The organism is Polaribacter sp. NJDZ03 (genome assembly GCF_019263805.1).
Lineage (GTDB): Bacteria > Bacteroidota > Bacteroidia > Flavobacteriales > Flavobacteriaceae > Polaribacter.
This window is the reverse complement of sequence record NZ_CP079195.1, coordinates 3876050-3897944: the sequence shown is the minus strand read 5'-3', so window position 1 is coordinate 3897944 and position 21895 is coordinate 3876050. Positions and strand designations below refer to the sequence as shown.

Annotated in this window: 12 protein-coding genes; 5 read left to right on the top strand and 7 right to left on the bottom strand. The window is 31.2% G+C overall.

Features of this window, described 5'->3' with window-relative positions; genetic code table 11:
• Window positions 1–2: 2 nt before the first annotated feature.
• The 4 genes from KV700_RS16360 to KV700_RS16345 form a co-directional block, all read right to left on the bottom strand.
• Complete coding sequence (locus tag KV700_RS16360; RefSeq protein WP_218598543.1) at window positions 3–1097, bottom strand: mandelate racemase/muconate lactonizing enzyme family protein; 1095 nt, start codon at window positions 1095–1097, stop codon at window positions 3–5.
• Between the two features lie 69 nt (window positions 1098–1166).
• Window positions 1167–1961 carry a gluconate 5-dehydrogenase gene (locus KV700_RS16355; RefSeq protein WP_166382878.1) on the bottom strand — a complete coding sequence of 265 codons (795 nt, stop codon included), beginning with the start codon at window positions 1959–1961 and terminating at the stop codon, window positions 1167–1169.
• 35 nt (window positions 1962–1996) lie between these two features.
• Window positions 1997–3013 (bottom strand): zinc-binding dehydrogenase, encoded by a 1017-nt coding sequence (locus tag KV700_RS16350; RefSeq protein WP_166382855.1) that lies wholly within the window; start codon window positions 3011–3013, stop codon window positions 1997–1999.
• 206 nt (window positions 3014–3219) lie between these two features.
• Window positions 3220–4845, bottom strand: coding sequence for a tetratricopeptide repeat protein (locus tag KV700_RS16345; RefSeq protein WP_166382853.1), 1626 nt, complete (start codon window positions 4843–4845; stop codon window positions 3220–3222).
• A gap of 278 nt (window positions 4846–5123) precedes the next feature.
• On the opposite strand from KV700_RS16345, the gene KV700_RS16340 reads away from it, so the two are divergent.
• The gene (locus KV700_RS16340) at window positions 5124–9005 is read left to right on the top strand and encodes an Ig-like domain-containing protein (protein WP_218598542.1); all 3882 of its coding nucleotides are present in this window, start codon (window positions 5124–5126) and stop codon (window positions 9003–9005) included.
• A gap of 305 nt (window positions 9006–9310) precedes the next feature.
• Here KV700_RS16340 and bglX read toward each other — a convergent pair whose 3' ends face one another.
• Window positions 9311–11521, bottom strand: a complete 2211-nt coding sequence (gene bglX, locus KV700_RS16335) for a beta-glucosidase BglX (protein WP_218598541.1) — start codon at window positions 11519–11521, stop codon at window positions 9311–9313.
• A 75-nt stretch (window positions 11522–11596) separates the two neighbouring features.
• Window positions 11597–12325, bottom strand: a complete 729-nt coding sequence (locus KV700_RS16330; RefSeq protein ID WP_218598540.1) for a T9SS type A sorting domain-containing protein — start codon at window positions 12323–12325, stop codon at window positions 11597–11599.
• 963 nt (window positions 12326–13288) lie between these two features.
• On the opposite strand from KV700_RS16330, the gene KV700_RS16325 reads away from it, so the two are divergent.
• The 3 genes from KV700_RS16325 to KV700_RS16315 are packed head-to-tail and all read left to right on the top strand — an operon-like array spanning window position 13289 to window position 19692.
• Window positions 13289–16384 (top strand): TonB-dependent receptor, encoded by a 3096-nt coding sequence (locus KV700_RS16325; RefSeq protein WP_218598539.1) that lies wholly within the window; start codon window positions 13289–13291, stop codon window positions 16382–16384.
• A 12-nt stretch (window positions 16385–16396) separates the two neighbouring features.
• Window positions 16397–18115, top strand: coding sequence for a RagB/SusD family nutrient uptake outer membrane protein (locus KV700_RS16320; RefSeq protein WP_166382842.1), 1719 nt, complete (start codon window positions 16397–16399; stop codon window positions 18113–18115).
• A gap of 2 nt (window positions 18116–18117) precedes the next feature.
• Window positions 18118–19692 (top strand): hypothetical protein, encoded by a 1575-nt coding sequence (locus KV700_RS16315; RefSeq protein ID WP_166382840.1) that lies wholly within the window; start codon window positions 18118–18120, stop codon window positions 19690–19692.
• A gap of 65 nt (window positions 19693–19757) precedes the next feature.
• Here KV700_RS16315 and KV700_RS16310 read toward each other — a convergent pair whose 3' ends face one another.
• Window positions 19758–20594 (bottom strand): AraC family transcriptional regulator, encoded by an 837-nt coding sequence (locus tag KV700_RS16310; RefSeq protein WP_166382838.1) that lies wholly within the window; start codon window positions 20592–20594, stop codon window positions 19758–19760.
• Between the two features lie 138 nt (window positions 20595–20732).
• Between KV700_RS16310 and KV700_RS16305 the strand changes: the two genes are divergently transcribed.
• Complete coding sequence (locus KV700_RS16305; RefSeq protein WP_166382836.1) at window positions 20733–21890, top strand: cytochrome P450; 1158 nt, start codon at window positions 20733–20735, stop codon at window positions 21888–21890.
• Window positions 21891–21895: the final 5 nt, after the last annotated feature.

The following is a 21895-nucleotide window of genomic DNA, read 5'->3' as shown; positions in this document are numbered from 1 at the left end:
TATTAATTTTGCTTATAAGGAGCTAGTTTGTCCCAATTAAATTCTACTCCAACCCCTGGTGTATTAGGTGCTACAGCTCTATAATTTTCTACCACTAAAGGTCTCATTGTATATTCATCAATAGGAAAACTATGTACTTCTAACCAACCTGCATTGGACTGAGAAGAAACTAAACTTACGTGCAATTCTTGCATTCCATGAGAACAAGCAGGTATGTTATTTTTGTCTGCTAATTTTGCTGCAGCTAACCAACCTGTAACACCTCCACAATTGGATGCGTCTGGTTGTACAAATGCTAGTTTAGATTGCTCTATAGCATATTCAAATTCATGAATAGTATGTAAGTTTTCTCCCATTGCTAAAGGAAAACCTGTTGCATTAACGATCTCTGCATATCCTTTGTAGTTATCAGGAATTGTAGGCTCCTCAAACCAAGTAATATTATATTTTTTAAAACCTTCAATTGCTTTAATTGCTTTTTCTACACTCATAGAATAATTAGCATCTACCATAAAAGTAACATCTGGACCAATAAATTCTCTTACTGCTTTTATACGATCTAAATCTTCTTGTAAATTTTCTCTACCAATTTTAATTTTTACTGCATTAAAACCATTTGCTAAATAAGTTTTCATGTTCTTTAACAACTTTTCTAATGGAAACATTAAATCAATTCCACCACAATATGCTTTACAAGTATTATTTGTTCCACCTGCAACTTTCCATAAAGGTTGATTAAGTTTTTTACAACGGATATCCCACAAAGCAATATCTATTGCAGAAATTGCGAAAGAAGCAATTCCGCCACGACCTACATAATGAATGTGCCATTCTAAAAAATCGTAAATACTTTCAATATCATCACCATCTTTACCAATTAGCGCTTCTGTAAAATCGTATTCTACCATTGCTTTTATAGCACGACCACCTTTACCTCCAGTATATGTATAACCAGTTCCTTCACTACCATCTTCTAAAGTAACTGTAACGGTTACTAATTCAAAATGAAAATGGTCTCCATGTTTAGCATCAGAAAGTACTTCTGCTAAAGGAACTTTAAATAATTTGGTTTCTATCTTTGCTATTTTTGTACTCATTACATTGTTTTATGGAATAAAAAATAAACGGGTTTTTACAGCATTTATAAAAACCCGTTTTATTAAATATTAAATTTCATTCTCTCCTTTTACATAACCAAAGTTTGCAAGGATTCCTCCATCAACATATAAAACTTGTCCATTAACAAAATCTGCTGCTTTAGAAGCTAAGAATAATGAAGCATTACCTACATCTTCTGGTTCTCCCCATCTGTTTGCAGGTGTACGTGTCATTACCAAATCGTTAAATGGGTGACCGTCAATACGAATCGGTTCAGTTTGAGCAGTTGCTATATAACCAGGCCCAATTCCGTTTATTTGAACGCCATATTTTGCCCATTCACAACACATATTAGCAGTCAATAATTTTAAACCACCTTTTGCTGCTGCATATGCTGATACATTTTGACGACCATAAACGCTCATCATAGAACACATGTTTATAATTTTACCTTCTCTACGCTCAATCATTCCTGGAGCAACACGCTTCGCCATAATTAAAGGCGCAACTAAATCTACATTAAGTACTTGCTCAAAATCAGAAATTGGCATATCTAAAATTGGAATACGCTTGATAATCCCTGCATTATTAACAAGAATATCTATAGGACCTACTTCTGCTTCAATTTGACTAATTCCTTTATCTACACCTTCTTCACTACAAACATTGAAGTTAATTGTAAAAACATCAATACCTTCTTTAGCGTATTCTGCTTTACAAGATTCTAGTTTTTCATCATCAATATCGTTAACACACAGTTTAGCACCTGCTTTAGCCAAAGCTTTCCCACAAGCCATTCCAATTCCGTGAGTTCCTCCCGTTACAAGAGCGACTTTACCTGATAAATTAAATAATTCTTTCATTATATGTTTTCTTTTGTTTTTATTATTTCTTAAGGTTATAAACTACAATCCATTAGTACTTTCATTCCGTCAGGATTATTGTCTATGTTTTCAAAAACTTGTTGAATGTTACTTAAAGGCTGCACATCAGTAATCATATCGATGAAAGGCAACTCATTTGCAGTGATTAATTGGATCGATTTTTCATAATCTTCTTTTTCATAAACTCTTGCTCCAATTAATTTTAATTCTTTCCAGAAAAATTTAAATAAATCAATCGGTTTTTTCTCACCATGAATTGCAACCATCAAAATTCTACCTCTAATACCTGCAACTTCAGTCATTACATCTAATGCGGGTTGAACTCCTGCAACTTCAAAAACAACATCTGCTAAACGTCCGTCAGTTTTTTCTCTTACATATTCCACTAAATCAATATCTATTGGACTTACAGCATCAAAACCTAATTCTTTTGCTTTTGCAATACGTTTTGGGTTTACTTCAGAAATAATTACATCTGCACCAACTTCTTTAGCTACTAAACCAACTAATAATCCTATTGGACCACCACCTAAAACAACTGCAGTTTCTCCTTTTACTAATCCGCTTAAGCGAACATCATGAGTTGCTACAGATAAAGGTTCTATTAATGCTGCTAATTTTAAATCGGTAGTATCTTTTAACTTGTGAAGTGTAAATGCAGGAACATTCCAATATTGTTGCATTGCTCCTGGGCTATCAATTCCAATAAATTTTAATTCCTCACAGATGTGATTAAAACCTTTGTCTGATGCTTTTACTTTTCTGTCATCTAACGGACGAACAACTACTTTTTCACCAACTGAAAAACCAGTAACACCTTCTCCCACAGCATCAATTACTCCAGACATTTCATGGCCAATAGTTTCTGGTGTATTTACTCGTTTATCCATCATTCCATGATAGATATGTACATCTGTACCACAAACTCCTACATAAGCTACTTTAATTCTTACTTCACCTTGTTCTGGAGCTGCGATTTCCTTGTCTATAACACTAAAGGTTTTATTACCTTCATATTGTGTTGCTTTCATCTTATTGAATTTTAAATTATTATCTTTTGTTAAGAGAATAATCTTCTTTAAAATGAATTTGGTTTTTACAAATACGAATTCAACCCAAGAAAATTATTCTTAGGTTAAAAGTATATGAAACAGTTTGGAAATAAATGAAAAGAGACTTGACAAAAACTTTACTAAATGTAATTGTCAAGTTGTTCAGTTTGGTAAAAGCCTATATTCTATAGAGAATTAATGTATTCTTCTAAATTAACATTTCTTTCTAGGCTCATTTTTTTACGTATTCTATGTCTTACTGTATGCACTGATTCTACAGAAATACCAAGTAATCTTGCCATATCTTTACTAGAAAAGTTTAATTTAATTAAAGCGCAAATTTTTTGATCTCCTTGACTTAATTTAGGGAATTTAGCAAAAATAACATCATAGAATTCTTTATTTACATCTATAAAACGCATCTTAAAATCATCCCAGTTTTTATTATTATTGACAGAGACAGACCTTAAAACTTTATTTATTTCATGAATTTTTACTTTATCGCCACCTTCTCTAACTCTTGTTTTCAATTCTTTTAAGAACTCATCTTTCTCTATCAATTGTAATGCAGAAGTAGCTAGTTCTTTGTTTTTTAGAGACAATAGTTCTTTGGTTTTTTCTATTTCTAATTCTTTTGTTTTTCTTATTAATTCTTTTTCTGCATGATGTTTTGCTCTTAAATGTTTAAAAAAGAAGAAACCTAATACAAGTAAGAATATTAAAGAACCGATAAGAATAATTCTTTGCAGCTTAATGATTTGATCCTCTTGCTCTAAATGCTTAAGATACTGTTCTTTAATTATTTTTTCTTGTCTTTCTTTCTCTAACCTGTAATCATCTTTTATTTCTAATAAAGACTGATTTTCCTTACTTCTACTATCAAAAAAAATACGATCTAGCTCTTTAGCTTTTTTTAAGTTTTTAAAAGCTTTTTGATAATTATTTTTTAATAAAAATACGTCGGATAATTTCTCATATACTAAAGGTGTAAAATCTATATGACTTTTATATTCTTCTGAAACCTTTAATGCTTTTAAATAGTATTTTTCGCTCTTATCAACGTCACCTAAACCCTTATAAGCATCTCCCCAATACTTGTAAACAAGCACCATATAAGATGGTGTATTCGTATTAAACCAAGGGTAGATGTCTTCCATTATCTTAAGAGCTTCTTTTTCTTTGTGCTCTTTAGTAAGCAGAATTGCTTTTTCAAAATCTAAATAAGATTTTGGTGTCAAAGATTCTTTTGCTCTATAATAGAGATAACTTGAGTCTAAATATTTTTTTGCTAAATCTGGCTTATTCAACTCTCTGTAGGTAGCTGCAATAGAATAATAATATGAAACTAACCTTGCTTTGTTTTTAAGACCACGAGAATCTAACATTTTTTTCTGTAACCCTAATGCCTTTGTTAAAAACTCAATTGCTTTATCTTCTCTTTTATAATAACTATAAACCCTTCCTAACCGATGATAAATAACAGATTTTACTCCATTATTTTCAATATTATCCATTAACAATAATGCTTTCCAAAGTACATCATATGACTTGGCATATTTAGCACTCGTTTCAAAAACAAAACCTTCTTGAAATAATGCTTGTATAGCATTTAAGGTATCTTTAGATTGTAAATAAAGCGAGTAACTTTTCTCGAACAAAACAACAGAACTATCTGGATTAGAATTCTTTAAACTAAATGCTTTATTATATATTTTCTTAGCTATTTTTGATTCCTCTTGCGCATAAAAATCAATAGGTTTTAATAAAACAACAATACTAATTAATAGAAGAAAAAGAGGTTTTAAATTCATAAAATCAATGTAAAATGTAAAAAAGGTTTAGTCAAAAAATACTTTTATCAAGCTAAAGGTAACTTATTGTTTTAAAAAAACAATAAGTTATTACTGACTTTTTAATTTTTAAAAATAAAGAGCCTAAAACCTAGTGTTTTTAATGTTTTTCATTCTAATTGTCAAGTTTTTGTCAAGTTGATTATTCACTTAATTTACAATATACTTAGTTATTGACGAGTTCACAGCCGCAAGTATATTTCTCTAAAAAAGTATTTTGCCGCATCAAAATACTTTTTATGAAAAAATTACTACTTATAATTATTATTGCATTTACATCAAGTCTAATCGCACAAACATCAATTTCAGATTTTGAAACTGATGATATTAATAATCCTAAACCAGATTGTGACGCTGCAGCAGAATGGCTTACAGACCCAAACGTACCTTTAATTTCTTTAGTCGTTAATCCTAAAAACACTGGCATTAATACAACAATGAACTCTGTTAAGTATACAGAAACTGCTAGTTCAAATAAAAACAACTCATTACAGCTTGCTTTTAATGGAAATACCACAAAAACAGGGTTTGCTTTATCTGCAAATAAGTTTTTTAAATTCATGGTATATTCTCAAAATCAAACAGATTTTGATATCACTTTACATTTAGGAAATGGAAATGTAAATCATTTTGAAATTACTAAAAGTTTTTCAACAACATTAAATACTTGGACAGAAGTAGAGTTTGATTTCTCTGGTAATGATACAGACGCAGTAATAAATAATGCTGGAGGATGGATATCTAATATAAGAATTCATTTTAACGAAGGTACAGTTGGTGCTGACGATGTTTATTTTGTAGATGAAATAGCAATGACTCCAACATCAACAGTAACTCCTGTTGTTGCAGATATTTTAACAGTTCCTGCAACTTTGCAAACATTAACTCCTATCACAACAAATTATATAGTTTCTGGTAGCTTATATAAAAGATTAGACGTTCAATTAACCTCAGCTACTAGTTATGCAAATTTCTCTTTATATGCAGATGGTAAAATTATTGCTGATAATATAGATGTTTCAGGATCTGGCACTTTTTCTTTAAATAGTATTGTAAAATTTTCTGTAACAGGTGCAACAGAATTAAAGTTAGCAGCTACAGGAAGTGATTTAATAATAGATAGTTTTAGTTTAACAGATGTTTCTAATGTAGTAATTCCTGAATATTCAGATGAAACTGCTGCTGCAGGAATTATAGATGAACCAAGTTTAAAATACGCAGGTCCAACAATTGCAGATATGGATAATGATGGTGATTATGATTTAATCTTAAATAACCATAATGATTCACCAAGTAAATTGTATTGGAATGATGGTGACGGAACATTTACAAAAAACGCTACAGATTTATCTCTTTGGACATTAATGGATTTACATGGTTCTGCAGCTGCAGACTACGATAATGATGGAGACTTAGACTTACTGATCACCTTAGGTGGTGGAAATGGATCCGCTCCTACCCCTCCTGTGTTCTACAAAAACAATAATGGTACTTTAGAAAGAAGTGATGCAGCTGTAGGAATTACAAAAGGAGCAAGAGGTCGTTCTCCTAGATGGGCAGATTTAGATTCTGATGGAGACTTAGATTTAGTACTTATAAATGCTGAAGGAATAAATGGGGATAATGGGGAACAACACATTTTCTATAGAAACAAAGGCGATGGAACTTTTGAAACTATAAACGTTGCAGGTGTTGAAGATGCAAATGGAGAAAGAATTTTATTGACAGATTTAGATAATGATCATATAGATGATATTGTAATTTTCTCTCCACTATCAATTTGGAAAGGAAATGGAGATTTCACATTCACGGATGTTTCTACAGCATGGTTACCAGCCGATTTAGTTGGTAGTTATTCTATTACATCTATGACAGATATTGACATAGATAATGATGGAGATTTAGATTTATATTTAGCGAAAGGGCAAGGCTATTTTGGAATTGCAGATAATAATGCTACCGACTTTTTACCACAAATAAAAAGGTTAGATATGAGAGTATCTGGTAGCCAAGGAACTTTACCTTTTGAAGTAAAAGCAGACAACTCAATTACACTTTCTGGTTTCGAATTTGTAACGAGAAATGCTTATGCGGACGGTTATCCTGTGTTTCTAGGAAGCGCAAAGCAAGAAAACACCATAGCGGATAAAACAACTACTTTAGAAATAACACAAGCTGCTGCAGATGGTTGGCCAACTGCAAGAACGGAAAACGGTTTCTACATTGGTCATACAGGAAATGGTGTTTGGAAAATGGAATTTGTTCGTAATGCAGATATATTTTGGTCTATTCATGCTAGAATTGATGATGTAACAGAATTTACACCAACTGGTTGGATACCAAACAACAGAAACTACCAAGATGTACTATTAATGAATAACAATCAGACTTATACCAATGTTTCTGATGCTTGGAATATCCCTAAGGGAGGAAATCATTGGGGTGTAACTAAAGGAGATTTTAATAATGATAGTTTTGAAGACTTATATGTGTATCGGTTTGGGTATTTAACAAATAGAGTTTCAGATTACATGTTACTAAATACAGGACAAGGTAAATTTGAAATTACAACTTCTCATACTGCAAATAACAGAGGTGCTTCTAGTCATGGAGATATGGGGCAAGCTTTTGATTATAATCAAGATGGAAAGTTAGACATTCTAAATGGTGATGATGAATATGGTCTTTGGCATATGTATAAAAATAATATGTCTAATAGCAACAATTATGTAACTGTAAATGTTGGTTATGCTCCAAATTCTAATGTAGATCCATTAGGTGCAGAAATTACGGTAACAACAGATAACAAAGTTTTTAAAAGAAGAGTTGGTTCTGCTGGTGAAGCACATTCACAAAGTTTATTAAACATTGCGCATTTTGGCTTAGGACAAGAAAATCATATTGTTAAAGTAGAAGTAAGATGGAGAGATGGTGAAATGTTAACCATTCTTGATGAAGGCGTTAATAAAATAATAGATACTAATACTGTAGATCCAACAGATATTACAATAACACCTAACCCATTAGAAGTAAGAGTTGGTGAAGATGAAGGTTTATCATTAGCTTTCTTACCAGTAAATGCAAGTCAAGATGTTACTTGGTCTTCTAGTGATGAAACAATTGCAACTGTAGATAATGAAGGTAATGTAACAGGAGTACTGGAAGGTACAGTTACAATTACGGCAACTTCTATTCCTGCAAATACCATTTCTGGTTCTGCTACTATAAATGTAGTTGCTTGGTATGGAATTAATATTGCATCTATAACAATAACTCCAGAAACTGCGGATATAGTTGGTGGACAAAAAATAACACTTACATCAGAAATTACTCCAGCAAATGCAGACGATTTAACAATAACTTGGTCTAGTTCTAACGATGTTATTGCAACTGTTAATTCAAACGGACAGGTTACCGGTGTTGCAAGTGGTACTGTTACAATAACAGCAACTACAACAGATGGAGCCAAAACCGATACATCAATAATTACAGTTACAGAAAGCGTAACTGCTTCTTTAACTTTTGATGATGCATCCAAATACACAACAACTGCATTTAGTACTGGAGGTGATTTAGTGATAACCACAAATTACCATGCAGGCTCTGGCCATAAAGTTATTGCTAAAGAATATGGTGGAATTAAATATTGGTTAAGACACCTAAATGCTGGTTGGGTTCCTCAAAATGATTATTTAGTAGTAGATGCTTCTGCATTAGATACTGAATCAGGAACCTCTACAGCAACTATTTCTTTAGAAAACGCAATACCAACTGCAGATTTACCAAGTGGAGATTTCTATTGGTTATGGATAACTTTTTACTCAAGTGATGGAGACAAACATATAACCCTGCAAGCACTTAATATAAATATTGTAGAAGGCTCTTTAAATGTTATTGATATTAACAAAAATGGCTTGCTTTTATATCCAAACCCTGCAAACACCCATTTATTTGTGAATCCTGATTTAAGTAATACTTTTTTTAAAATAATTGATATTCAAGGAAGAGAAGTTTTAAAATTAAAATCAGACAATTCTGGTAGAATTGATATTAATAATCTTGCTCCTGGAATCTACTACTTAAAAAACAATAACAAAACAGGAAAATTTATAAAAAAATAAATAGATACAATTCTGTTTAATAATTGCTATGAAAAAAAATAACTCAATTATTAACTAAAACAACAAAATTAAAAACAAATTACTTTTTCGGGGATTATTCTTCTTAATAGGAATGTCTCTATAATTACAAACTAGTATTGCTGACATGGAAGATAATGGTGGTGATAAAGAAGATGTTCTTATACAAGCAAGCTGCAAGTATGGAAGCGCTAGAAACTGGGTTTTAATGTATTAAGGATGCTAAATTTAAAAGTCTCAACTTATTCTATAAGTTGAGACTTTTTACCTTTACATAATTTAAATCTTTATTCTAACCAAAAGTCTAGTTTAGAAGTATCAGAAGAATTCTTACCAACAAAAACTTCAAACGCTCCTTCTTCAATTGTTGTTTTATAATCAAGACCTATAAACCTTAATTTATCTGAGGTAATATAAAAAGTAGCCGTTTTCGTTTCATTTGGTTTAAGTTCTAAACTTAAGAAGTCTTTTAATTCTTTTACTGGTCTTGTTACCGAACAAACTTTATCATGAATATATAATTGTACAATTTCTCTTCCGTTGTATTTTCCTTTATTAGTAACATCAACAGAAACTTTTATACTATCATTTTTATTCATTGTAGTTTTATCAAGCTTTAAATTTTTGTAAGAATAACTATTGTAACTTAATCCAAAACCAAAAGGGAATAATGGATCAGAAGTAATATCTCTATGAGTTGTTGTATATCTATTATTCTTAGGTCCTGCATTAAAAGAATGACTGGTTTTCTTATAATTATAATAAATAGGAACTTGCCCCTGATGAAAAGGAAAAGTAACCGTTAATTTCCCTGAAGGATTATAATCTCCAAACAAAATTTCAGCAACTGCTGTACCACCTGTAGTTCCTGGCATCCAAACTTGTAAAACAGCGGTAGATTTTTTTACAACATCTGTTAAAACATAAGGTCTTCCAGAAACAATTAAGGTAATAATTGGTTTTCCTGTTTTTGCAACTGCATCTAATAATTGTTGTTGCGCTCCTGGTAAAAGCAAAGATGCTGTACCTCCTCCTTCTCCACTCATCCATTCTTTTTCTCCTAAGGCTAATACTATAACATCCGCATTATTAGCAGCTCTTACAGCGTCAGCAATCATTTCTACTCCTTTTATTTCAAAATCTTCTACAATACAACCTTGAGCATAAGAAATAGTTGAGGTTTGTGGAACTCTCTTTTTAATTCCAGCAAAAATAGAAACAACATCATTTGGGTTACCTTGACTAGACCACCAACCTAATAAATCTTTTTGTGCTTTTGCAAAAGGACCAATAATTGCAATTCTTTGTTTCTTCTTTAAAAGTGGTAAAAGGTTATTCTTATTTTTTAAAAGCACCATACTTTTTACAGCCATCTCTTTTGTTGCTTGTATGTTTTCTTCGGATAAAAGTTCTTTAGCTTCTCGTTCTTCATTAAAATACGCATAAGGATCTTTAAAAAGACCCGCTTTTTGTTTTAACAACAATACGTTTCTTACCGAATTATTTAAAACAGCTTCAGAAATAATTCCTTTTCTCACCATTTCTGGAAGTAAATTCACATATTTTTTAGTAGACATATCGATATCATTCCCTGCTAATAAAGACATTTTTGTAGCAATGGTATCATTTTTCGCAATTCCTGTTTTCACTAAATTACCAACCGTTTCCCAATCTGTCATTACTAAACCTTTAAATTTTAGTTCATCTCTTAAAACATCTTTCAATAAAAAATTATTTGCTACTAAAGGCACTCCATCATAAGCAGAATATGCGGTCATTACACTAGATACACCAGCATCAATTGCTGCTTTAAAAGGAGGTAAATGGGTCTCTCTTAACTCTCTTTCTGAAAAATCTAAAATATTATAATCTCTACCAGCTAAAGAAGCTCCATAACCAACAAAATGTTTTACGGTTGCTAGAATATTGCTATTTTCTTTATTAGATTCTTGAAATCCTTTTACTCTAGCTGCAGCAATTAAACTTCCTAAATAAACATCTTCTCCTGCTCCTTCTAAAATTCTTCCCCATCTAGGATCTCTTGCAATATCTACCATTGGCGCAAATGTTAAATGGATTCCTGCGGATGATGCTTCTCTTGCTGCAATCGCTGCCGATTTTCTAATTGCTGCCAAATCCCAACTAGATGCTTCTGCTAAAGGAACTGGTGCTATGGTTTTATAACCATGAATTATATCTTCTTGAAACAGCAACGGAATACCCAATCTTGAGTTTTCTACTGCAATTTTTTGCAGTTCATAATTATTTTTAACTCCTATCGATTTTTGTACATGACCAACCAATCCTTTTTTAATCCAAAGGTGAACTGAATCAGTTTTATTAAAACCTGTTGTTGGAATTAAATTTAACTGTCCTGCTTTTTCTTGAAGTGTCATTTTTGAAATTAAATCTTCTATAAAATCTTTCTTTACTTCTTTTTTAGAACAAGAAAAAAGGAAGAAAAAAGAAATTAAAGTAAGTAGTGTTCTATTTTTCATAAATTTATTGTAAATAAAAATCAATTGAATTTAATCTTAAATTCAATTGATTAAAAAGATTAATTTTAAGAGCTCTTATTTTTTCAAGAACTTTGTGTAAGTTTTATTATCATAAACTAAAAAGTACATTCCTGTACTTAAAGCTGAAGCATCAATACTTCCTTCAAAATTTCCTTGTTTAACAATTTTTCCAAGAGTATTTGTAATTTTATATGTTTCAGGCAAATTTTGTCCTTTTAAAAATATTGTGTTTTTTACAGGATTAGGATACATTATTAAAGCTGTTTCTTTTGTAAAATCTGTTGTAGACAAAGCTGTTATTTCTGCGGCACTCCTTATATAAACTAATGGAGTATCACTTGCGCCATCACCTCCATAAATAACAGTACCTCCATCTGGTGTATATGCTAAATAAGACAATACTCTGTAAGTTAAATCTGCATTAGCAGAACTTAACGTTGCATCTGCAGGAATTGTATAAGTACCTGTCATAGCGTATACAAAATAAGAAGGATCTGGATCACCTATACTTTTATTAGCCCATACACCATCTATATGATCTAAATTAGCTACAGCTTCATCTTGAACTCCAAAAAGGACAAAACTTTGTGTATCATCAACGCCATTTGTGGCCCCAAGCGTATGCGTTATAGAAAAATTAATTTCTTGTCCAGGCGAAAACGTTACTGCTTCTTCTCCGTTAACTTGATAATCTGCTTTGTTTGCCCAACTAAAGGTAGGTTCTACTCTTTGAGAAAATGCTAGCGAACTCATAAAAAGTAATAATAAAGTAATTTTTTTCATGTTAAATGTATTTTAGTTAATAAGCTCTAAAATTACAGTATTACTCTTTTTATTGGTAACTTATCGTCTTGACATAAACTAAACAATTCTAAAAAAAAAGTTTCTTTTACTCAAAAAAAAAACTCTTTATAGATTTTTTTATCCTTTTTAAAGTAAAACGTATTTAGAGACACACTTTTAACAATTATTATAACCTGATCTTTTTAATATAAAAAATGATAAAATTTTATAACATAAAAGATTCTCTATGCTTTACACCTTTTTTATTTTAATAAAAGAGAACGTTATACTATAAAAAATTAAATAACGTAGTTTTTAAATTGCCATTAAACTTAAAAATAAATTGAAACTTTATCTATTATAAATAAAATTATATTTAGACCTATTTTAAATTAAAATAAGAACAGAATTTTATCTTACTATAACTTAAAATCATAAAAAAATGATATTTATAATTCAACTTTTAAATTTGTTTTTAAGGTAAAAAGATAAAAAAGCACCCAAATCAAACAACTAAATTACCTTTATTCTATTCTTATTTAACTTTTTTAAGTATCGTTTCTGACAAAACAGTGACTAAAAATAAATCTCCTTTTAATAGCTGTTCCATTAGAAAATTACAACTTGACATGTCAAGTTCATAATTGAACACACTTATTTTATCAAAAAAAACATCTTTATAAAAAAGGATTAAAAAAAACATAAATCACTACAAAACAAACAAATAACAACACAAAGACCTGTTTTTAAAAATATAATTATTACTTAATCTAAACAAAAAATAAGAAAAACAAGTCCTTAAAATAATTTTAACAAAAAATAAAAAAAAGACTCTTAAGGAACTGTTAATTTTAACAAAAAATTAAAAATTTAACCTGTTCAGTTTTTGTCAAGTACCTTAAATTGGTGTTTTGTAAGAAAAACACAATATTTGGGTATGATAATTCAAAAATCGATAAAAAAATGAAATTAAATTTGCAAAAATGCAATTACAGAAAAATGCTATTAACAGCATTACTTCTGCTTAGTTTTGGTTTTATCCAAGCACAAAATGTTACTATAAAAGGAACAGTAAGTGCAGATGGAGATTCTTTACCTGGAGCTAGTGTAATTGTAAAAGGGTCTAGCAATGGACAAAGTACTGAAATGGATGGAACTTATGAATTAAAAGCTAAGTTGGGAGACATTTTAGTTTTTAGTTATTTAGGGTACAAAACAAAAGAAGTAATAATTAAAACTGGTAAAACCACTATTAATGTAACATTACTTTCTGACGCTTCTTTGTTAGATGAGATTGTTGTTGTGGGTTATGGTACTCAAAAGAAGAAAGAAGTTACAGGAGCTGTTGTTAACGTTGGGGCTGAAGAAATTAGTAGATCTCCAGTAGCCGACTTAGGTGCAGCAATACAAGGTAAGGTAGCAGGTGTAAACATACAAGCATCAAGTGGTAGACCAGGAGAAGCTGCAAACGTACAAATTAGAGGTTTAGGATCTGTTTCCTCTGGTGCAGCTGGACCATTATATGTTGTAGATGGTATTCCTTATGAAGGGAACCCAAACATTTCTCCAGATCAAATTGAATCTTTAGATATTTTAAAAGATGGAGCTGCTGCTTCAATTTATGGTACAAGAGCTTCTAACGGAGTTATTTTAATTACTACAAAAAAAGGAAAAGCAGGTAAAATGAAAATTGACCTCTCAACCTATACAGGTATCCAAAGCATTACTTCTGGAACCCCTTTAATGAATACAGCTCAACAACTGTATAGTTTAGAGATAGCTACAGAACAGTTAGGATCTCAACCACAAACTTTTTTTATTAACGCAAATGCTTTAGATTTTGATACGAATTTTGTAGAAGACGTTCAAAATGATAATGCTGTTATTCAAAATGTTAGTTTAAATATTTCTGGTGGTGTAGAGAACTTAACCTTAAACTTTAATACCAATTACTTTAAACAAGATGGTGTTCTAATTAATTCTGGTTTTAATAGGTTAGCTAATAGATTAACTGGGCAATTTACCAAGGGTAAATTTAAAGCCTTTGCAACTCTTGGTTATACTATTGAAAATAGAACACAAGAACCTTATGCTCTTTACGAATATAGTATTGGTCAATCTCCTTGGAGCAGACCTTTAAGTGATATTCCATCCATTGGAGAAAATAGTGTTACACTAGATGTGGAGAATGAAATATTTTACGGTTACCTATCTCGTCAATTAGAAAATATAGACGAAAGAGAAACAAAGTCTAGCAATATTGCACTTAATTTAGAGTATGAAATTGCAAAAGGTTTAAAGTACAAACTAAATTTAGGTTCAAATGAATATAACTATTATAGAAAATTCTTCCGTCCTCAATATTTAGCATACGCTAGAGATGGAACACTTAATGCAACTGCTTCAACTGAACAAGCCTTGCTAAATGAGGATTATATATTTTCTAAAAGAGAATCTATTGAAAACATTCTTAATTATTCTACAAACTTCGGAAAACACAATCTTAATTTATTAGGTGTAATTTCTTACGAAAGATTTAAACAGAGAAATTTGGGAGTTGGTGTCATATATAGTAAAGATGCTAGTAACAGCCTTCAAACTTTAGGTTCTGGTGCAGAAGGAATAAAGCCTACTAGTAACAATCAAACAAGTACTTTGGCTGGAAAATTAGTAAGAGCTCAATACAATTATGATGAAAAATATTTATTATCTGCTAGTTATAGACGAGATGCGTCTTCAAAATTTTCGGAAAATAATAGATATGGTAATTTCTTCGGATTTTCTGCTGGTTGGAATGTTAGTGAAGAAAATTGGTTTAACGTAGATGCAATTAGCAATCTTAAATTAAGAGGAAGTTGGGCAGAAGTTGGTAACCAAGGTATTGCACCTTATCAGTTTACAGCAATTATTGAATCTGGTATAAATTATCCGTTTGGTCCTAATGAAGAATTAAATTTTGGTTCTATTCAGCGTCGTTATGTAGATCCTAATATTAAATGGGAAACTACTATTTCTAAAAATATTGGTGTAGATTTATCTATGTTTAGTAATAAACTAAACATTACTGCAGATGTATATCAAAATGACAAAAAAGATATGCTTTTACAAGAGCGCCTTCCTGCATCTTCTGGTACTTACCATACACGAGCTTCAGGAGTTTATGATGTTAAGCAAATTAACGCTGGTGACATGGTTAATAAAGGACTAGAACTTTCTTTAAGTTACAAAGATCGAATTGGAGATGACTTAAAATATAGTATTTCAGGTACTTTTACTAAAAATATAAATGAAGTAACCGATTTAAACGGTATAGATAGAGGTTATGCCAATGGTAGACCTACAACCTCTTTAGGCGAAAATATAGATTACACTACTTTTTTAGCGAAAGGCTATGAAGCAGGCTCATTCTTTTTATTGCAAAACGATGGTGTTATAAAAACACAAGAACAATTAGATGCCTATAATTTGCTTGACGTATCAGCTACAGGTACGCCTCAATTAGGAGATATGATGTATAAAGATACTAATAACGATGGTGCTGTTAACGATAATGACCGTGTTTACTCTGGTTCTGGACAAGCTGAGTTTGAAGCCGGTTTAGGGTTAAACTTAGATTATAAAGGTTTCGATTTCTTTGTACAAGCTTTTTATTCTCATGGCGCAGAAGTATATAATGGGTCTAAATTGTACGCCTATACTCAAGGAAGACATACAGATTTATATAACATGTGGTCTCCACAAAATCCAACATCAGATGTTCCAACTTTTAGACGAAGTGCATTTCATAATAATGTAAGAGCTGCTTCTAATTATTTCTTAGAAGACGGAACGTATTTAAGAATTAGAACTTTAACACTTGGATACACTATTCCTGGTATAGAAGATATTGGTATTGATAAAGCTAGAGTGTATTTAACTTCAACGAATCCATTTACGTTTACAAATTACTCAGGGTATGACCCAGAAGTTGGTGGAGATGGAATCTTTACAAGAGGTGTAGATAGAGGGAACTACCCAGTTACTCGTCAATTCATGTTAGGTCTTCAATTAAGCTTTTAAAAAATAAAAATCATGAAATTAATAAAAAATAATACATTACTATTTGCTCTTGTATGCTCGTTATTCTTCGTAGCATGTGATGAAGATAGTTTTTTAACAGAAGTTAATCCAAATGCAATTACTACAGATACTTTCTGGAAATCTGAAAGACAATACAACAGTGCATTAACCACTGTTTATGGTGCATTACAGTTTCAAAGCATTAGTGGAGGAGAACTAATATACGAAATGGTTATGGGAGATATTGGTGGTACAGAATCTTGGTACAGACCAAATCTTTTTAGAAACTTAACCTATAACGATGGTATTTATCATGTAACGGATAAATGGAACGAACTTTATGTAGGTATCTTTAGAGCAAATCAAGTTATTCAAAATATACAAGATGCAGATGCTAGTCTTTTTACAGGTAACTCAAAAGCAGAAATTGAAGCGCAAGCAAAATTTTTAAGAGCCTTCTTTTACTTTCAATTAGCACATACTTATGGTGGAGGTGTAATTCACGATAAAGTAGCAGAAACTAAAGAAGAACTTTCTAAACCTTTTTCTACTATTGCAGAAATTAATGCCGCAATAATACTTCCAGATTTAGAATTTGCAATGAATAATTTACCACAATCATGGGAAAGTAACGATATGGGAAGAGCAACTTGGGGTGCTGCAACATCACTGTTAGGAAAGGTACATTTATACAATAAAGAGTGGCCAACAGCTGCTGGTTTATTTAAACAAGTTATAGATTCTAAAGTATATAGTTTAACCAAAGATATTTCAGACAACTTTCAGCATGAAAATGAATTTAATTCAGAATCTATTTTTGAAGTAAATTATTCTTTCGACTTAGCTCCTGGTGTAAATGGAGGTGCTGTTGATGATACTCCTTGGCAAACTAGTGCTGAATCTTCTTCAATTGCATCAGAAGTTGGATCAATACAATATGGAGGTTTTAATACTTTATTAGCTTCTTATAACTTACAAGAAATGTTGGTTTATGATGAAGTGGACCCAAATAATTCTATCAATAATGGGAACATAGAATCTACAAGAATGAATGCTACGATTGCAGTTAGATTTATGGAAGGAAAATATTATGGTTTGGATTTTGCTGATGTAAAAGGTTTTGGATTTGGACAAAGTGCTTATGTAAAAAAACACTCTAATTGGTATCATTTACCATCAGAACCTGCTAACCGCAGATCTGGTATTAATTTTAGACATATTAGATATGCAGACGTTTTATTAATGTATGCAGAAGCTGTACTTGGAGCAAGTGATGATTATGCAACAGCCATAGAGTATATAGATATGGTTAGAGCTAGAGCTGGAGTAATAACACTTCAAAAATACATGGACGATAATGGCGGTAAATTCCCACAATTACATGTTAGTAAGCAAGTACATGGAGCACACCCAATGGTACAAGCCAATGCACAAACAGTATTAACTCACCTACAACGCGTAGAACGCGCAGTAGAATTGTGTTTTGAAGGTCATAGATGGAAAGATTTAGTAAGATGGGGTATTGTAAAAGAAGTATTTACAGAGTTAAGAGCAGACGAAGTTTGGAGACTGGAAAACACTGACCTTTCATTTGATACTGCTCCATTATACATACCTGGTAGAATTAGACCCGATTTTGCGTTAAGTGCTACTAACTACAATGCGGAAAATCATAACTATTTCCCTATTCCTATACAAGAATTACAGACTAATCCGAATATAAATAACTAATTATGAGAAATTTAAATATATATAAGATATTATGCATTTCGCTTCTTGCCTTTTATGCATGCGATGATGAACAAATGTTAAATTTACCAGAAGCAAATCATAGGGTTATTGTTACTTCAGAAGCAAATGTTGAAAACAACATAAATATTGGTGGTCATATAGATTTTGGTGATATTTCTAGTGGAGTTGCTTCACGTACCTGGACCTTTCCAGAAAACGTATCAAGCATCTTTGGTTCAGACAAAAATACTTCTGGAGAAAATACTGTAAAAGGTTTCTTTAATGAAGTTGGAGTGCATAATGTAACTTTACACCAAGTTTTTAAAGGAGATGTTTATCGTAACGAAGACAGCTCAATGCCTAGTGGTTTAAAAGAATTAGACACTACAATTGTAGTAACTGTTTTAGCAGCTGTTAAAGCACAAATTACTGGTAATTACTTAAATGATGATGGATCTTTAGGTGCGCCAATTTCAATATCTGATGCTGCATTAAATGAAGTTACTGCAAGTAAAAAAGTAAGATTTTCTTATACTACAATTGGTGCTCCAGAAGTTTTTAATTGGACTTTTGGTACTAGTGGAGTTGATCCAACAACATTTGGTGGTACAAATACTGAAGTAGATATACAATATAAATCTTTAGGGAACTATGATTTAAAATTTATTGCCTCTAGATTAAGACCTTTTGGTGGTGATACTATATTTCTAAAAGATTTAATTAAAGTAATACCTTCTACAGAACCGGTATCGTTAGATGCTGTTAAAGCAAATGAAGGAAAAATTGACTTAGAATTTAGTAGAGATATGGATCCAGATTCTTTTGATGTTTCTACATTTGTAATTTCTTTAGAAAATGGAGGTACTACAATACCTACTTCTATAGTATCAACAGAAATTAAAGCAGGAGAAAACAATATTATTACTATTACTTTAAATGAAGTTATCTATAATAATGATACTGTAAAAGTTTCTTATACACCAGGAACTTTAAGAACCACAGATCAAGTAAATGCAACTGTTTTTAAAGATAAACCTCTTGAATTTAATTTAACTAATATTTTAAAAGGTTCTAATTTTGATTATAGTTTTGAAAACTCTACAGATGTAAATTGGCCATTAGCATGGGGCTCTGCTGGTATTTGGAATATTAATACAACACAAGCACAAGACGGTAACTCTAGTGCTTATGTAGAACTACCTGCAAGTGCAGATGGCTTTACTTGGGTACAACATGTAAGCAATGGAGCACAAAAAAAAGTTAGTTTTAAAGCTGGTAAAACTTACGAAATTGGGGCTTGGGTTTATTTATTAGACAATGGTAATTCTACTGGTTTTGCTCCAGATGTTAGAATCTATTGGAAAAGTACTGGAGATTACGATTGGAATGCTCCTGCCGTAGCTATTTTATCTGATGATATGCCTACTGGTACATGGGTGTATCAAAAAGCATTTATTAATTTCGGTGCAGATGGTGATTATGAAACAATAATTAGAGGGTGGAATAATAAAAACCCAAATAACGTTAAGTTTTACATCGATAATTTAACGATTGCAGAGGTTACCATAAGACCTTAATTTTATAATTAAGTATAGTTATTTAACTACAAATAAAGCCTTTAAGATTATTCTTAGAGGCTTTATCATTTACTCTGTTTTCTTTTATAAAAAGAAGGTGTATTATTTGTAAACTTCTTAAATTGTCTATGAAAAAAAGGAACAGACTCATAGCCACAAGCAAAACAAATTTCTCTTACAGACCAATCGGTGTCCATTAACATTCTTTTTGCCATATTTATCTTATATTGATTTAAAAAAGTAAAAAAAGGCCTTCCCATTATTTTATTAAAAAAACGAGAAAAAGACTGTTCAGACATATTTACTAAATCTGCTAATTCTTTTAATTGTATTTTTTTATGATAATGGCTTTCTACATAATCGTGTACTTTTCGAATGCGAGAACTATATTCTGAAGGCAAATCATCTATAAAACTTTTTTCTGAGAGTTCTCTATATTCAAACCTAGATAGTAATACCAATATATTTTGAAATTTTAAATACAATTCCGTTCCTTCTAAAGTCAATAATTCTTTTAGTAAAGTAAACACTTCAGAAGCATTTTCTTTTGTAAACAAAATACCTTTCGATGCCGCTTTTAGCATTTTAAAAACACTTTCCATTTCCGGTACTTTAGCATAAATACCCGTATTCCATTGAATAACAATTGAAGAGCAACCAGTATTGATTATCGAATTATTTTTCCAACAATGCGGCACATTTGTTCTTACTAAAACCAACTCACCTTCCTCAAACGGACCAACATAATCGCCAATAAATTTGGTTCCACTACTCTTTTCTATAAACGTAAGCTCATGCTGAGGATGAAAATGCCAAGGTGCATAAAACCGATCTCCAGAATACCTAAACGCAATAATAGATTTCTGATTATTTAAAGCTACTTTTTCAAATTTCGGCTGCATAAGTCTCTATTACATCTCAAATATATGCAATAAACAAAAACACACAACATAATAAGGTACTTTATTGCATAAATAAGGGAATCTTTCATTTCATAAATAGATAATCTTTGACAACTCTAAAATGTCAATTTAAATAATATGAAAGCAAGCGAATTTCCAGATGCGTTTAAAGATGCAAGACAAAAAGAAGGTGTTGGTAAAATGAATGACCAAGATGATCCTGTAACGATGGTTTTGCGTCATAAAGAAGTACGTAAATGTGCGCATCAATGGCAAGCTTTTCAATCTGGTGGAGATGAAGTTGGACGAATTGTAATTCCGTCTGAAGTAAAAATTAGAGACACTAGGCAAATTCCTTTTGAAGTAGATCCACCGCAACATAAATCGTTTAGAGACATTTTAGATCCTTGGTTTAAAAGACCTTTAAACGAAGAATATTCATCAAAAATAACAACCATTATTGAAGAGATTATTGATGAATCTTTAAAAAGTAATGAAGTTGAAGTTGTTGCCGATTTTGCTTTAAAACTACAATCTAGAGCTTTAACATTACTATTAAACATACCGTATTCTGAAGCCAATTTATGGATTTCATGGGGAACACACGTATTTAGAAGTGATGATTCTGATTTAGATGCAGACAAAGCAAATATTTTATATGATTATATTGATAAACAAATAGATTTGGCTATAGAAACACCAAGTGAGAGTTTGTATTCTGTGCTTTTAAATTCTGAAGTTGATGGTGAAAAAATGACAAAAGAAGAAGTAAAAGGCGTATTGATTTTAACTTTTGCAGGTGGTAGAGATACTGTGATTAATGCAGTTACAAACTCTATAGCTTACTTTGCAGGGAATCCAAAAGCTTTGGCGGTTTTAAAAGAAAAACCAGAAATGATTAACAATGCCGTTGAAGAATTGGTTCGTTATTTCTCTCCATTAACTCAAATGGGAAGAGTAGCAACTAAAGATACTCACGTCTGTGAACATGCTATTAAGGCAGATACAAGAATTTCTTTAAATTGGGCATCTGCCAACAGAGATGAAAACGTTTTTGAAACCCCAAATGAAGTCGTTTTAGACCGAAAAGTAAACCCACATGTTAGTTTTGGTTTTGGAACTCATAACTGTTTAGGAGCAACGCATGCTCGTCAAATTTTAAGAATACTATTGGCGAAATTATCACAAAAAGTAACTTCAATAGCAATTCTAGATTCAAAAGAAAATATAGAAAATTTAGGAGAATTTAATAGAAAAGTAGGTTTCGATTCATTGAACGTACAATTTAAAAAATAGTATAA